At 41.2% G+C, this 14,835-nt stretch carries 14 protein-coding genes and 2 tRNA genes; 10 read left to right on the forward strand and 6 right to left on the reverse strand.

Annotated features, from left to right (window positions below):
- The first annotated feature begins 18 nt into the window (after window positions 1-18).
- On the forward strand, window positions 19-987 hold the full coding sequence (locus IPN35_01480; GenBank protein QQS59542.1) for a glycosyltransferase family 2 protein: 969 nt from the start codon (window positions 19-21) through the stop codon (window positions 985-987).
- Here IPN35_01480 and IPN35_01485 read toward each other — a convergent pair.
- Together IPN35_01485 and IPN35_01490 are read right to left on the reverse strand one after the other, a co-directional pair.
- Window positions 938-1,837 (reverse strand): hypothetical protein, encoded by a 900-nt coding sequence (locus tag IPN35_01485; GenBank protein QQS59543.1) that lies wholly within the window; start codon window positions 1,835-1,837, stop codon window positions 938-940. The genes IPN35_01480 and IPN35_01485 overlap by 50 nt on opposite strands.
- Window positions 1,767-2,411: a glycosyltransferase family 39 protein gene (locus tag IPN35_01490; GenBank protein ID QQS59544.1), complete on the reverse strand. Its 645-nt coding sequence runs from the start codon at window positions 2,409-2,411 to the stop codon at window positions 1,767-1,769. The genes IPN35_01485 and IPN35_01490 overlap by 71 nt, the downstream gene beginning before the upstream one ends.
- A 219-nt stretch (window positions 2,412-2,630) precedes the next feature.
- On the opposite strand from IPN35_01490, the gene IPN35_01495 reads away from it, so the two are divergent.
- The 3 genes from IPN35_01495 to murB all read left to right on the forward strand — a co-directional run bounded on the left by IPN35_01495 (window position 2,631) and on the right by murB (window position 5,467).
- On the forward strand, window positions 2,631-3,473 hold the full coding sequence (locus IPN35_01495) for a hypothetical protein (GenBank protein ID QQS59545.1): 843 nt from the start codon (window positions 2,631-2,633) through the stop codon (window positions 3,471-3,473).
- A gap of 132 nt (window positions 3,474-3,605) precedes the next feature.
- A complete protein-coding gene (locus IPN35_01500) occupies window positions 3,606-4,562 on the forward strand; it encodes an FAD-binding protein (protein QQS59546.1) in 957 nt (318 codons plus the stop codon).
- Entirely contained in the window at window positions 4,559-5,467 is a 909-nt protein-coding gene (murB, locus tag IPN35_01505; protein QQS59547.1) for a UDP-N-acetylmuramate dehydrogenase, read from the forward strand. The genes IPN35_01500 and murB overlap by 4 nt, the downstream gene beginning before the upstream one ends.
- On the opposite strand, the gene IPN35_01510 is transcribed toward murB, so the two are convergent.
- Together IPN35_01510 and IPN35_01515 are read right to left on the reverse strand one after the other, a co-directional pair.
- Complete coding sequence (locus IPN35_01510; GenBank protein QQS59548.1) at window positions 5,462-6,859, reverse strand: bifunctional (p)ppGpp synthetase/guanosine-3',5'-bis(diphosphate) 3'-pyrophosphohydrolase; 1,398 nt, start codon at window positions 6,857-6,859, stop codon at window positions 5,462-5,464. The two genes, murB and IPN35_01510, sit on opposite strands and share 6 nt — an antisense overlap.
- Complete coding sequence (locus IPN35_01515) at window positions 6,859-8,121, reverse strand: trypsin-like peptidase domain-containing protein (GenBank protein QQS59549.1); 1,263 nt, start codon at window positions 8,119-8,121, stop codon at window positions 6,859-6,861. The genes IPN35_01510 and IPN35_01515 overlap by 1 nt, the downstream gene beginning before the upstream one ends.
- A 192-nt stretch (window positions 8,122-8,313) precedes the next feature.
- Here IPN35_01515 and IPN35_01520 point away from each other — a divergent pair, with 192 nt between their 5' ends.
- The 5 genes from IPN35_01520 (at window position 8,314) to IPN35_01540 (ending at window position 13,300) form a co-directional block, all read left to right on the forward strand.
- Complete coding sequence (locus IPN35_01520) at window positions 8,314-10,485, forward strand: choice-of-anchor D domain-containing protein (GenBank protein ID QQS59550.1); 2,172 nt, start codon at window positions 8,314-8,316, stop codon at window positions 10,483-10,485.
- Between the two features lie 114 nt (window positions 10,486-10,599).
- The gene (prfA, locus tag IPN35_01525) at window positions 10,600-11,658 is read left to right on the forward strand and encodes a peptide chain release factor 1 (protein QQS59920.1); all 1,059 of its coding nucleotides are present in this window, start codon (window positions 10,600-10,602) and stop codon (window positions 11,656-11,658) included.
- A gap of 106 nt (window positions 11,659-11,764) precedes the next feature.
- Window positions 11,765-11,840: transfer RNA gene (locus IPN35_01530), tRNA-Thr, on the forward strand.
- Window positions 11,841-11,906: 66 nt separating this feature from the next.
- Window positions 11,907-11,981, forward strand: a tRNA-Thr gene (locus IPN35_01535).
- Window positions 11,982-12,175: 194 nt separating this feature from the next.
- A complete protein-coding gene (locus IPN35_01540) occupies window positions 12,176-13,300 on the forward strand; it encodes a hypothetical protein (GenBank protein QQS59551.1) in 1,125 nt (374 codons plus the stop codon).
- A 4-nt stretch (window positions 13,301-13,304) separates the two neighbouring features.
- Here IPN35_01540 and IPN35_01545 read toward each other — a convergent pair whose 3' ends face one another.
- Window positions 13,305-13,691: a hypothetical protein gene (locus tag IPN35_01545; GenBank protein ID QQS59552.1), complete on the reverse strand. Its 387-nt coding sequence runs from the start codon at window positions 13,689-13,691 to the stop codon at window positions 13,305-13,307.
- A gap of 13 nt (window positions 13,692-13,704) precedes the next feature.
- On the opposite strand from IPN35_01545, the gene IPN35_01550 reads away from it, so the two are divergent.
- A complete protein-coding gene (locus tag IPN35_01550) occupies window positions 13,705-13,956 on the forward strand; it encodes a hypothetical protein (protein QQS59553.1) in 252 nt (83 codons plus the stop codon).
- Between the two features lie 169 nt (window positions 13,957-14,125).
- Here IPN35_01550 and IPN35_01555 read toward each other — a convergent pair whose 3' ends face one another.
- Window positions 14,126-14,728: a hypothetical protein gene (locus IPN35_01555; GenBank protein ID QQS59554.1), complete on the reverse strand. Its 603-nt coding sequence runs from the start codon at window positions 14,726-14,728 to the stop codon at window positions 14,126-14,128.
- Between the last annotated feature and the right edge of the window lie 107 nt (window positions 14,729-14,835).

Below are 14,835 nucleotides of genomic sequence, written 5' to 3' on the forward strand. Positions count from 1 at the left end.
TGTGATTCAATGGTTTTTATGAAGGATAAAAACTATTTTGTATCGGTTGTCGTTCCGCTTTTTGAAGAGGCGGAAAATGTGCAGGAACTTCATAAAAAAATTGTGGTTGCCCTTACGAAATGGGGAAAACCGTTCGAAATTATTTTTGTAGATGATGGCTCTTTCGATGCGACATCTAAAATTTGCCGAGAGCTTTCTCCACTCACACTTATCCGTTTTCGGAAAAATGCGGGGCAGACTGCCGCGTTTGATGCTGGTATTCACTCTGCGAAAGGAGAGTATATTGTCACTATGGATGGAGATCTCCAAAACGATCCAGAGGATATTCCGCGGCTTTTTCATCATCTCGAAAAAAATTCTCTCGATGTGGTTTCTGGTTGGCGTGTGTACCGGAAAGATCCATTTTTGAAACGATTTTTTTCTCGTGGGGCGCATTTTCTTCGTCACATTCTTCTGCGAGACGGTATTCATGATTCTGGATGTTCACTTAAAATCTACAAGCGAGAGTGCTTTGAAGGATTACGCCTCTATGGAGAAATACACCGGTTTATTCCGGCGCTTCTGAAAATGCGCGGATTTCGTATTGGAGAACTTCCTGTGTCGCATTATCCACGTAAGAATGGGCAAACGAAATATAATTGGAAACGAGCATTTAAAGGGCTTCTTGACATGTTTGTCGTGTGGTTTTGGCAGAAATATTTTCGACGTCCACTTCATTTTTTGGGAGGAGTTGGACTCCTCCTCTGGTTTTTTGGCTTTCTTTGTCTACTCTTTATTCTCTTCCTCAAGATTTCGCAAGGAAACGATCTTTCTGACAATGCCCTCACGACACTCGCCCTTTTTTGTTTCTTTTTTGGACTTCAATTTCTTTTTCTTGGAGTGCTCTTTGATGCGATCATAAAAATTTATTATTCCCGTTCAGAAGAAACTCCCTATTTTATTGCTGAGAGACGGGAAAATGAAAAAGAAGAAGACGTGAATCATTAGTAACCCCTTCTTCTCCCGAAAACGGTGAAATGCGCTCTGTATTTGCTTCTAAGAATCCTGCCGACTCCAGAGGAATTCGCTCTAAGGCAAAACTATCGAGAAGAACGTATCCCGACTGACTTCGAAGAATTTTTTCAAATTCTTTTTGAGAAGTGATGTGTGGACGATTCATATATTGGGCACGTTCAACATCTTCCCAGTTTTTTGCTTTGCGATTCCAATCGAAGAGCAAAACAATATCTGTCTCAAGTCCATAGAAATAGGAAATTTCTGGATAAGGAGTAATAAAAATCTCGTTCGGTTTTTTTCTTTCCGTGAGAAAATGAAACGCAGTTCGAAAATCAGGTTGTGGAGTATAAAAACGGTATCCGGCACGTGGCATGTCTGCCTCAAGCGCGTAGGGAGCATTTGGAGCAAGAATCCATTCTGAAGCAAGGAATCCGAATTGTGCAACGACACACATCATCGTTATAATAATGCCCTGCGATTTTTCTACAACAGGTATCCATAAAAATCCGAGGAGAAGAAGGATGGGAAAAAGCGGAAAAAGGTAACGATAATTCACAGCAGAAATAAAGAGTCCAATCACCAAAAAAGGGATGAGAAAAGCCACAACAAGAAAGAGGAGAAAATATCGATTGCGACGTTCGCCACTCCACAATAGAAAAATGCTGGAGATAGTGGCACTTATAAGTACGACACTGTGCTGTTCCCAAAGAAATCGAAGATGATAAAAAAGCGAAAGCGAAAGACCATCTCTCACGAGAAACATAATGAGATCAAATTTCCAGAAGAGAAAAAGAAGAATAAGAAAGAAAAAGAGAGTGAGCTGAACCCATCGTCTGTACACAGCAAAAAAAGGTGGAAGAAAAAAAGAATTTCCTCTTCGAATTCCCAAAACGAGAAAAAACAAGGGAAAGAGAATGCTTCCGAATGGATGTGTAAACGAGGCGCAAAGTGAAAAGAAAAAGAAGGGAAAGAGCATTCTCGTATCCGAAAAGGATCTCCAGAGAAAAAAGAGAGGAGACCAAAAAAAGGGTCTGAAGCATTTGGTACATTCTTCCCTGTATCGACCACACGATTTCCCACGAAGAAAACGCAATGGCAACTGCAAAAACAAAAGGAAGTATGCTTTTTGGAAAAAGCTTTCGCATTCCAAAGAACGACAAGAGAATAAGGAGAACTCCAAACAAAAAAGAGGGGAGTCGCAATGCCCATTCCGATATACCAAAAAGACTCATGCTTCCTGCCTGCAACGCATGAAAGAGCATGCTGTTTTTTCCATATTTAAAGCCGGTTTCTAGCGTTATACCAAGAGTTTTTCGAAAGGTGTCTGCGGCAAGGAATGAATATCCCTCATCCATCCAAAGCGAAGCCACAGAAATGGCGTTCCAACGCAAAAAAATGCCCCAAAAAATGAGCAACAAAAAAATACCAACCCCACAAAGAGAGAAAAAGAAGTTTCGATGGAAAGAACGGAGTATACGTTTCAATTTTATGGCAGATTGTTTTTTTCTTGAAAATTCTCTCAAAAAATTTGCTTTTTTCAAAAGACATTTTCTAATATTCAAAGGAAGGTATTTTTTCGGTAATATTTCATGATATACAAAAGAGTATTGTTTTTGGTGTTTCTTGTGTTTGGGATGTTTTTTGTCCAAGGACATGCCTCTGCCTCTTTTCTTTTTGAGAGCACTGCTGGGTACGGTGGTAGTGCATGTGACGATCCAATTTTCTCTAATGTGAGCCCTGCTCCCAATACAGAGATCTCTTCTTTGGCACAGGTTTCCTTTTTTGTTCCACTCAAAACACCAAACGAGACTATTCGTGTAGAGGTTAATGAAACCTTTGTTTCAAACCTTTCTTTTCAGGAGATTTCTGGAAAAAAGCTTGTCACTGCCATTCTTCCCTCTCGGATTGTTGCGACTGGAACTATTCGCATTTCTCTCTTCGCCTCTCTTTCTGAAGAGTGTCCAAAATCTTTTGTATATGATATTTCTATTGTTGTTCCACCTCCACCTTTACAGCCGACGTGCACGCTCAATGCTTTTCCAAAAGAAGTTTTTGCAGGAGAAAAGGCAACACTAGAATGGCATGCCGAAAATGCAGATTGGGCAGTGCTCGAAGGGGAATCTGTTTCTCCAGCAGGAGGGGAGCGATACATTTTTCCGCAACAAACAACTCTATATAAAATGAGTGTGGGAAAAGCGAAAGAAACTTCAACATGTGAAGTACGTGTGACTGTACATCCTCTTCCTTTGCCCTCCTGCACACTTACTGCCTCACCAAATAAGGTTCGATTTGGAAAAAGTACAACACTTTCGTGGGAAACGCATTATGCCGATTCTGCTTGGTTTTTGCGGAAGCCTGTTTCTGTGCCAACGGGATCGAAGGTGGTTTTTCCCTTTTGGACGAACTTCTACGTTCTCGCCGTCTTTAATTCGAGAGGAATGGGAATGTGTACAGAATTCGTTCGAGTAGGTTGGTAAGAAAAAATATAGAGAAAAGAGCTTTTTTATTTTAAAAAATATTTCTGTCAATACAAAAAAAATTGATTTTTCTGTATTTCTTGCCTGTTTTGCTGACAAGGTGATAGCTTTCTCTTATATAGGAAAATAAGAATGAATATGAGAGAGGCTGTTCCATTACGGCAGTTTTCGGTATTTCAAGTGGGGGGACCTGCTGATTATTTTGTTCAAATAAAAGAACGCAACGATCTTCTCAATGCTATAGAATTTTCCGAGAAGAAAAAACTCCCCATTTTTGTTATGGGAGATGCAACCAATATTCTCTTTTCTGAAAAAGGATTTCGAGGACTCGTTATAAAAATGGAAAATGATAAGGTTCATGAAGAAAAAAGAGAAGCATTTTTTGTGGAATCGGGAAAGAGAAACAGCATTCTTTGCCAAGAACTTCAGGAGAAAGGGCGTGATTTTTCAAGTTTTTTTACCGTCCCCGGAACCATTGGCGGTGCTATTGCTGGAAATGCGGGGCTTTGGGGAGCGAGTATCGAGCAATATCTTGAGGAGGTTGAAGTTTGTGATGTGCGAGAGAAAAAATTCCGAAAAATTCCGGCAGATTTCTTTCGTTTTGAGCATCGGAGAACCGTTTTTCACGATGAACCAGATTTACGAGGAAGGGTCGTTATTTGGTCCGCTGTATTACGCTTTCCAAAGGGGTCTCCCAAAGATATTTTCGAGCGAGCAGAGTCTATTCTTAATATGCGTCGAGAAGAAGACGCATGGGGAGAGAGAGGAGGAAGTATTTTTCGAAGCCTTCCCGATGGGGATATTCGCGTGTATCTTGATCTTTTTCGAGGAAAACAGTGGGAAAACATCTCTGTTTCTGAGAAAAATCCAAATTTTTTTCGAAATGAAGGAGGTGCTCTCCAGAAAGATTTTCTTTTGGTAGCTCGAGAGATTGCTGTGGAAGTTGATCGTGTCTATGGAATCCGTTTGCAAACAGAAGTACGAATTATTGATGAGTTTGGTCTTGAGATTCCTCTTTTTAAGGATGATATCCACAAGGGTCTTCAATGTACATACACGATTTCTTCATTGGAAGTCCCCTTACTATGAAGATGCGCCACGATGTTCCGCTCTCTCAGTTTTCTACCTTTCGTATTGGTGGTCCGGCGGACTTTTTGATATTTGCAGAGACGAAAGATCATGTAGAGGAAGCCCTTCAATTTGCTGAAGAGAAGCATCTTCCTGTGTTTTTTTTGGGTGGAGGAAGCAACGTGCTTTTTTCTGATTTTGGTTTTCGTGGACTCGTTATTTGTCTTAAAAATCGAAATGTAATCGAAGAATCGCCTGGGATTTTTTGTGTTGAAGCAGGAGTACCAAATGTTCTTTTTTACGCTTATGCAAAAGAGCGACACCGCGATTTTTCCCCATTTTTTACCATTCCCGGAACCATTGGTGGTGCCATTGCTGGAAATGCAGGAGTGCCTCAAGGGGAAATAAAAGACGTTCTTCTTTCTGCGGAGGTATTTCACATTTCCCAAAAGAAATGGGAAGAAGTGTCCACTTCCTTCTTTCGTTTTTCGTATCGTCATTCCTGTTTTCATGAAGATCCTGCTCTTTGTAAAGAAATCCTTATTTGGTCAGCTCGGGTTTCGCTTCCGGAAAAATTGCCAAATGAAATAGAACAGACAGCACATGCTTTTCTTCAGAAGCGAAAAGAAACTCAACCATGGGGAATGACTGGTGGTAGTTTTTTTCGAAATCCTTCAGAAGGAGCTGCCGGTTTTTTCTTGGAACAATCGGGAATGAAGGGGCAGCAAGTTGGAGATGCATTTTTTTCTGAAAAACACGCTAATTTTCTTATGAATGCGGGAAGAGCAACACAACGAGATATTATTGATCTCGCCAAAATGGGAATATCTGCGGTTTGGAAAAGCTTTTCTATATTGCTCTCTCCTGAGGTTCGTATTCTCGATGAATTTGGAAACGAAGTTCCTCTTTCGCTAGAACATTTATAGAAAGTAGGATCGGAATTTTGTTTGATTCAAATAAAGAGCCCATTTTTTGGTTGCCTGTTTTTTTCGAGAGAAGGAAAAAGAAACGCTATCTCCATTGCGAACCGAACTCGCGAGTTCTTCCAGCCGACCATTGAGCCGTACTTCCTTTATAAAAGCGGATCTTTTTTTGTAGAGAAGACATGCCACATCAAGAAGTGTGGCAGGAGCATCAATCGTATGCGGAGTATTTTCTTTGTCGAAAATAATAATATGCCTTTCTCGAATAGCAGATTTGAGTAATTGTTCAAAGTGTTCTGGTGATTTTACCTCTGCTCGAAGATGGAGAAGTCCTCGTTCAAGGTTTCCCAGCATCTTCCCTTTTGTGAGCGCGTATTTTGCATTTTTATAGCGAGCATGAGAAGCGAGACCAAATTCATCTTGAGAATGCATACGATGTGTTCGAATTTGCACTTCAATGCGTTGTGGGTTTTCTCCTGGAAATGGAGAAACGAGAGTGTGAAGCGATTGGTATCCATTTTCCTTTGGAGCGGCAATGTAGTCTCGAAACCCCTCAAATGAAGGCGGAAAAAGTCGGTGCACAATACCGAGAATGTGGTAACAGTCCTTTTCATTTTCTGTGATGATACGAATAGCAATTCGATCTGGAATTTCACGAAAGGATTGGTGGTGAAGGAGGAGTTTTTTATAGGTGGAATAGATTCCTTTCATTCTCTTGTGAATCTGGGCGGGAATGTTTTCTCTTTGCATCTTTTCTCGGAGAATTGTTTCTGTTTTTTCGAGAAGCGCATTGTCAAAACGAGAAGAAGCACTGAATGATTTCAGAACTTTTTGGAAATAACGAGGATGAAGCACAGAAAAAGAGATATCTTCCAATTCTCGCCGCCAAGCAGAAATACCAAGACTTCCTGCAATGACTCCATAAAGAAAGAGTGTTTCTCGAGAGATTGTTTTTTGAAGTCTCAAAAGAAAACGTGTTATGTGGCGAATATCGTTAACGCGGTGAGCGAGGCGGAGAAGGGCAATGTCGGCATTTTCAAGAAATGATTGAATGGCAAATTCAAGATCGTCCGTATTTTCATCAACATGAAGTCGGCGGAGTTGATGCATGCTTCTGATGATATTCCGCTCTGATTCAGAAAAAAAAGATTTTCGTAAAATCTCTTCTCCACGAGGATGAAGATGGATATCGTGGCATAAGGCACATGCGATGAGTGAAGGGTTTTTTGTTCGTTCAAAGGTGACACACGCAACTTCCTCTCCGTGTTTTGCGTAGCTTTCTCCAGTTCGTCGCATAATTGTTGAAAGGTGTGTATTTGCTAATTCATGGGCGGCACGTATGACATATTTCTGTCCTGAAGAATCAAAGAATGACAAGATCTCTGCGAAGGTCACTATTTCATTTCGTCAAGAGAAAGTGTTATCTCTTCCTCCTCTTCATTTCGTAAAAAACGAATATGAATGGTTTCTCCTGGAAGTTTTTTCTGAAGAAGAGATTGAAGATCATTTCTATCGGAAATGCTTTCACCATCAATTTCCGTGAGAATGTCTCCTGCTTGCAATCCTGCTTTTTCTGCTGGTGAATTTGGCACAATGGGGGAGTCTTCTCCCGATTGTGGCGGTACAATATATGCTCCAGAATTCACGGAGAGGTGAAGTTGGTTGGCAATATCTTCTGTGAGCGGAATATAGCGAATGCCGAGAAATGGTCGCACAATTTTCCCAGATTTTTTTACAGAGGCAACAAGAGATTGCAAATCGCTTGCAGGAATAGCAAATCCAATTCCATTCGCACCGGAGGCGATAGCAGTGTTCATTCCAATAACTTTTCCGTCGAGGGTGACAAGCGGACCGCCAGAATTCCCAGGATTAATGGCAGCATCCGTTTGAATAAGATTTCGTATCTCTTCTTGAGAGCCATGTCCACTTGCTGTAATTGTTCTTCCGAGTCCTGAAATGATTCCTGTGGTCACGGTATTTTGAAACTCTGCGAGTGCATTTCCAATGGCAATAACTCGTTGTCCCACTCGAAGTGCGTCTGAGTCCCCCAGTTCTAAGGGAAAGAGGCGTTTTGTAACTTCTGGATCATCTTTGTTGACACGAAGAACAGCAACATCCAAAAAAACATCCCGATCGACTACTTCTGCTTCAGTTTCATATCCATCAGGAAAAACAACGGAGTATTCTGAATCCATCTCAGAAACAACATGTCGATTCGTAAGAATAAGACCATCTTCTGAAATTATAAAGCCACTTCCGCCTCCAATTTCTACTTCTTTCGTCTGAGGAGTTGTTGATTTTGGGAGGAGAAAAGCATCCTGAAATGGGTCGTAGTAAAGCACTCCGCGTCTTCCAGAAACAGAAACATTACGCCGCTCAATAACGCTTACTACTGAAGGGCGTGTTTTTTCTACAGTGTTGATAAGATCAGATTCCTCAATATGCGTTTCGGTAACAATATGTTCAGACTCTTGTTTTTGAGAATTATTCAAGTCTGTTTCCTTACCATTTTCTGGAGAAAATTTAGAGCGCAATTCTGCTATCTGCGCACGGAGAACGTCAATTTCCGCAGAGCGAAGATGAATAAAAAATGCCCCTGTGCCAAGGGAGAGGAGGAGGGCGAATCCAAGAAAAAGAGAAAGAATACGTTGAAACATTTTCTTACACAAAAAGCACTTCCACTGAATCACACCTTTTTCTCTTTCGCAATATTTTTTTTTGTGTTTGTAATTTAATTATTATATGTTATAATAGCAACAAGAACACAAGAACAGAAAAGGATTTCAAAAACATAAAATGATAAACAGAAAACCTCTCTGCTCACAGATTCTCTTTCTTTTTCGGCTTTTATGAAACTCTCCCGAGTAAAAGCACTTGCGATACATCCTGTTTCGCTTTTTCTTTTTCTGCTGAGCCTTGGTGCTCTTCTTTTTCTTTTACAGGTTTCCTTACGAGGATTTTCTGCTTCTCTTACACACCTTCAATCGTTTTCTAACGGTGACAATGGTGCGCAGCTTCTTGGCGCAGAATCAGTATTTGTAGATGGAGATTACGCTTATGTTGTTTCTCGTTTTTCTGATTCACTTGAAATTATTGATGTCTCTGATCTCTTAACGCCTACTCGAGTAGGACACCTCATTGACGGAGAAGGAGGCGCAGAGCTAAATGGTCCTTCTTCTGTTGTTGTTCAGGATGGATATGCTTATATTACCGCCAATTACGGAGATGCTCTTGAGGTAGTAGATGTTTCTGATCCAACAACGCCAGTGCATGTTGGCTCACTTACACACGGAGAGGGTGGCGCAATACTTGATGGTGCGCTTTCCGTGAAAGTCTCTGGAAATTATGCCTATGTCGCTTCTTATGTTGGGGATGCATTGGAAATTATTGATATTTCTGATCCGAGTAATCCAAGACATGCTGGTGTTTTGAGAGATACTCTAGGTGGAGCACAACTCGATGGTGCTTCTGATGTTGCTGTCTCTGGAAATTATGCCTATGTTGCCTCACAATTCTCCGCGGCATTCCAAATTATTAATATTTCTGATCCGAGCAATCCAGTAGCAGTTGGTATTCTTCAGGATTCTCGAAAACTGCGACAAATCCGATCTGTTACTCTTGAGGGGAATTATGCGTATGTAACAGCACGAAGTGCGCTTGCTTTTCATATTATTGATATTTCTGATCCAACGAATCCCGATTATGTCGGCAATGTTCGAAATGGTGCTGGTGGAGCAAAACTTAATGATCCGCGATCAGTAGTGATTTATGGAGGAAAGGCGTATATTGCTTCTTTTCGATCTGATGCTGTTGAGGTTGTTGACCTCACCAATAAAGGTGTTCCAGCACATTCTGGATATTTGAACAAGAGCAAAGAAGAGGATGATTTGAAATTCCCTACTTCACTCTTTATGAAAAATGGAGTTCTTTTTGTGACATCTTTTCTTTCCCCCGGATCTCTTGAAATTATCGGAGTCGATCCACAGCCGGATGTTTCGGTAACTCCTGTGCCATACGATTTTCTTGATCTTCCCATAGGAGAGACGAATATTCAGACCTTTACCGTCAAAAATTCTGGCTACGATACACTTGCCATTGGAAACGTGACGCTAGAAGGAGAAGGAACCAATTTTGAAATTATAAATGACGGATGTTCACTCGGAACCCTTGAGCCTCGAGAAGAGTGTTATCTTGATGTCTCATTCTCTCCAGAATTTGGAGGAGAACAATTTGCCACTCTTTCTGTTGAAACGAATGTCCCCTCAAAAACAGAGTTCTCTTTGAGCATTCTCGGGACAGGAGGAATAACAGTGGGAGATGACGATGATGACGACAATGATGTTGGTTCTTCTGAATTTGTTGCCATTTGTCATATTCCTCCCGGAAATACTGAAAACAAACAGCGTATTACCGTTCCAGAATCTGCTCTTTCTGCTCATCTCGCGCATGGAGACAACATTGGTCCATGTGAAGAAAGATCCACAGAAGAGTTTCCTGCAGAAATTAACGGAAACGGTAGTTTCACTACAAACGCAGATTCAAATATGACTATTCGTGTACTTGGTACGGAAATTACTTATGGAGCTGGCGGTCCAGATGTTCCGGTGGAACTGGAAGCACGTGTCGGGAATGACACCTATACTATTTTCTCTGGAACTTCTGTCGATGTTGCGGGAGCCGAACCACTTGTTCTAGAAAATGTTCCCGTTGGAACTACAGCACACTTTAAGGGGACATCATATCATCCCTATCAAACAACTCGAAAACTCTACAGTCAAACTACCCAAAGCGGATCTGCACTCATTATTGTGCTTCGTAATGGAGATTCGCTTCCAAATGCAACGCCATACGGACAGCAACCTGCCATCTCAGATATTCTTTCGGACTACATCAACGAAGAGGGAATCGTCACTATTGGTAACAACGAGGTCATCTATCTCTTTGAGCTTGGCACAAATAGCCCATCGTCTAGCTCTGCCGATTTTCAGGATGCCGCTCTTCTTGTTACCTTTCCTGAATAAAAAAACATCTCTGTTTCTCAAAAAGCGACCGAATTCCCTTTTGGTCGCTTTTTTTGTATGATGCCACTTGTCTCTTTATCCCTCTAAATCGTGCTTTCTGATGCTTTGCAAAAGATGCTTTCTGAAATTTCTGATGAGCAGAAAATGCTTGAAAACGAGCTATTGCTTCCTGAAGTCATGAATAGTCCCGCGAAAATTCGGAGTCTTTCCGAGCGACTTTCAGAAATCCGCGAGCCAGTGGAAAAATTTCAGCAATGGAATATCGCTCAATCTGCTCTTGCTGAAGCAAAACTGCTTCTCACTGATCCAGAAATGAAAGAGCTTGCACGAGAAGAAGTGGACACAAACACTATTCTTCTTGAGGGAATTGAAAAAGAGCTTCACATTCTTCTTATTCCGCGAGATCCAAACGATAATCGCGAAGCAATTATTGAAATTCGCCCTGGAGCAGGAGGGGAAGAATCTGCTCTTTTTGCGGGAGAACTTATGCGCGCCTATTTTCGTTTTGCGGAAAAAGAAGGGATCCCCATAGAAATTATGGACAAAAATGAATCTGAAGGCGGTGGCATAAAAGAGGCGATATTTGAAGTGCACAGGAGTGGTGCATATGGAAAATTCAAATTTGAAGGAGGTGTACATCGAGTACAACGGATTCCTGCAACGGAATCACAAGGGCGTATTCATACCTCTGCAGTATCTGTTGTGGTGCTTCCCAAAGTGGAGGAGGCAGAATTTGTTATTGAAGAGAAGGATATAAAAGTAGATGTTTTTCGCTCGAGCGGTCCGGGTGGACAATCGGTCAATACAACTGATTCTGCGGTGCGTATTACACACATTCCCACTGGAACAGTGGTCACTTGCCAAGATGAAAAAAGTCAGTTAAAAAACAAGGTCAAAGCACTCTCAGTACTCCGAAGTCGTCTTTCTGCGGCAGAAACGGAACGAAAAGCAAAAGAAGCAGGGGAAAAACGTCTTGCACAAATTGGCTCCGGTGATCGTTCGGATAAAATTCGCACGTACAATTTTCCACAAGATCGTGTTACTGATCATCGTCTTTCGGGCGGACAGAAAAACTTTTCGAATATTTCTGGCATTATGGCAGGAAATTTACTTCCCATTATAGAGGCTCTGCGAGAAGAGGAATCGGCATTATTTTCGAATGAGAATTTATAACCATTGCATGTCTTTCCTATGGAAAATGGTTTTTTTCGTCGTTGTCTTGTAAAAAAGAACTTGGTTTGACCAGAACCCTCATTCTATGACAAAATGCCCGAGCTATGCCACCATAGCTCAGCTGGTAGAGCGGTCGCTTCGTAAGCGATAGGTCACCGGTTCAAGTCCGGTTGGTGGCTCCAGCTTTTTCTTCACTCTCGAAGTTGTTGCTGGTAAGCCATCCAACATGGTACAAACATCATTGTTTCGCCGCCTTAGCTCAGTGGTAGAGCACTGCCATGGTAAGGCAGGGGTCTCGGGTTCAAGTCCCGAAGGCGGCTCCAGTTTCATTATCTTTTCTTTCATAAGAAGAGGGCTTATTTTCGTATTCACTGGCATTCTTCATTATATTTCGGATGTTGTTTTTCATCATAAAAAATAATCTTCTCTTTTTCTTCAGTTTCTTCTGCCCCAGTGGGCATTTTGTTTGACAAATATCTTAATATTCTTTTATAATAACAAGAGAAAATAAAAAAAAATGACAGACACCCTCCCCCCTTCACCGACTTCATCAGACGATAGTCTTCGTGAGAAAGTTCGTAATGCCATTCTTGTAGAAATGGAAAAAGGACGAACACCAGAAGAAATTCTTGACCTTGCGGTTCGCGCAGGAGCACCAAAAGAGCTCATTGTGGAAGAGCTGGCGAATGTACCAGTAGAAGCACCAAAAAAGAAGGGTATTTCTTTGAATTGGAAATGGTTTGCATATGGAGGCATGGGGTTTGCATCTGTTGTTGGGGGAATTGCTTTCGCTCTCTGGCTTCCCGAAAAAGAAAGCACCTCTAATGACTTGCCTATAAGCACTCCGCCTGTTGTTCAAAAAGAACATGCCGTTGCGGAAGAAGAGAAAACAGAAGGGGATGAAAAAAAATCAGAGCAAGAGTCGGAAGGAATAAAGGAGGGTACAAAAGAGGCTCTTCCTCAAGAAGAGGAAAAAGAAACAGAAAATGCAGAAGATCTTGCTACCACCACCAAGGAGACAGAAAATACAGAAGAGCCTTCTCCAGAGCAAAAAGAAAGCAAAGATACTCAAGAGACAATTGCAGAAAAGAATGATCCCGAAATCTCAGAAACAGAGAAATCATCCGAATCCACAAAAGAAGAAGCTGTCAAGGCAGAGCAATCTTCAATAGTTGAGGAGGATGCTCTTCCTCTTTTTCTTCGTCTTCCTGAGCAGATTCTGCTTGCCTCTGGAGAATATTCTATTTTGAGTTCCGATCCGAGTCGTTTGAATATTACCCTAAATGGCTCTGCTCTTTCTCTAACTGGATATGAGCCCGGAATGGCAACGGTAACGCTTGTGGAAAAGGCTTCCTCCCAAAAATTCTCCTTTTCGGTCAACGTTCTTGCAGAAGAGGTGACGGAGCGAAAAATCCCTCTCACTCTGAATGTAGGGAAGAAAAAGTATATCCGAAGTTATGTCGATCAAAAAGTGGAGGCAATGAGTTCTGATGAATCGGTTGCTTCTGCAAAAGTATCGGGAAGTGGAATTCTTGTGATTACTGCGGAGAAGCAGGGGGAAATAGAAATTTCTGTGACGAACACCGAAAAAAAGCTCACAACGGTGTATGAGCTTTCTGTTGTAGGAGAAAAAACCAAATGAGCTACTAGGTTTCTATTCCTTCCGGAAGGGTGTTGAGGAAATTTCCTACCCTCTCTCTTATCTCATCAGGAACAGAACAGTGGGCTAAGAGTGCCTTCGCAAAACTTTTTAAGACAACAATATTTTTTTCAGGAGGAGTGTCGTTACAAGAAAGAGTTGGGTTGCCTTCTGAGAGAAACATGTTTACGTCTCCGGCACGAAGAACCACTCCGGTTTTTTTCACTTCTGCGCTTGAAGGAGTCTCTCTGTCTGTAAGATAAAAAGACATATTCACCTCGTTTGGTATATGTGCCAGAATATTCTTGATGTGTTTTAGAATGCTCGAAATTTGTTGTGAAAAAAGATTTTCTCTTTCTGCTATTCTTTCTTTTGGATAACATTGCTCTGTCATTATACGAAGAAAAATGAAGAGTGCATTTTTTCTCAAAAAGAATATTCTTGTCAATTATTTTTCGTTTTTGCTAAAGGAAGAGGGGAATCTGCTTGATGAATACTCCGAAGTCAAAACACCTTATTTCATTCCTTCGCCGGAGTGGGTGTGGAGGAGTCCCTTGCAGGAGACTCCAGCAGGAGAAAAAATAGGAAAAAAACAGAATATAGTTATTTCCCTTTACAGCAGTCCTCTCGCTCGTCTAAGTCTTCGTCTTTCGCCATAAACATTCGCAAATCTCACCTTGTTTTGCAAAACCTCAAAGAGAGACTTGGACGCAAAAAGTATAAATGAGCGTCCGAGTCTCTCTTCACTCGACTCTTTTTGACTCGACCCTTTTGACTTCTCTCAAAAAGTGGCGAAGTCCAAGAGACTTCGCCAAACAAGGTACTTGCTCACTGACATTCGGATAAAATGGAACGAAGTTTCTTAGCGTTTTGTTCGGAGCTTTCTATCAAACTGCGATAACGAGAGTTCAGAAAGACATCAAAACTATCTATGTAATGTAAGTTCTGATTTTTATCCAAAACAACATTTTCTTCTCCATTATCTGATAAATCAAGCACCTTTCCTTTTGCAAGCCATTCATCAAAGGCATCAAGAAGATCTTCTAACTGTTGGCGTGTTTGAGGATTAGATTTTAATACTTCCAAAATATACGGTTTATTTTCTTCGGAGAGCATATCAGTTGTAATTTTTATCGGTTCTGCCAGAACCAAAGCACCAAGAGTTTGTCCGACTTTTGCCCTTATATAAGTCGCATTTGGTACTATCTCACCAAGTCTTAATTTGATTTCATCGTACTCTTTTTTGTACCTATTCAAATCATCATCTGAAATAAGGCTAAAAGATTTTTTGACATAGGTATGAGCAGTTTTGTCTCCCTGTGTGTAAGCGTGATAATTTTCACAATGACTGCCATTACGTGTATTTTTACGAATAGAAGCTTTGGGGGAGATACAAGGTACTTCTTCTGACAAGTTGGGACTTTTAGCCATTGATAACGAAAGTGAAAGAAAATGTAGTTTTATTTTATTATAAAATATTTCAAGTCTAATGGCAAAATGATTCTGAAAGATATAAACTTCCTCCCGCTGGAGTCTCT

It is taken from the genome of Candidatus Peregrinibacteria bacterium (assembly GCA_016699755.1).
Lineage (GTDB): Bacteria > Patescibacteriota > Gracilibacteria > CAIRYL01.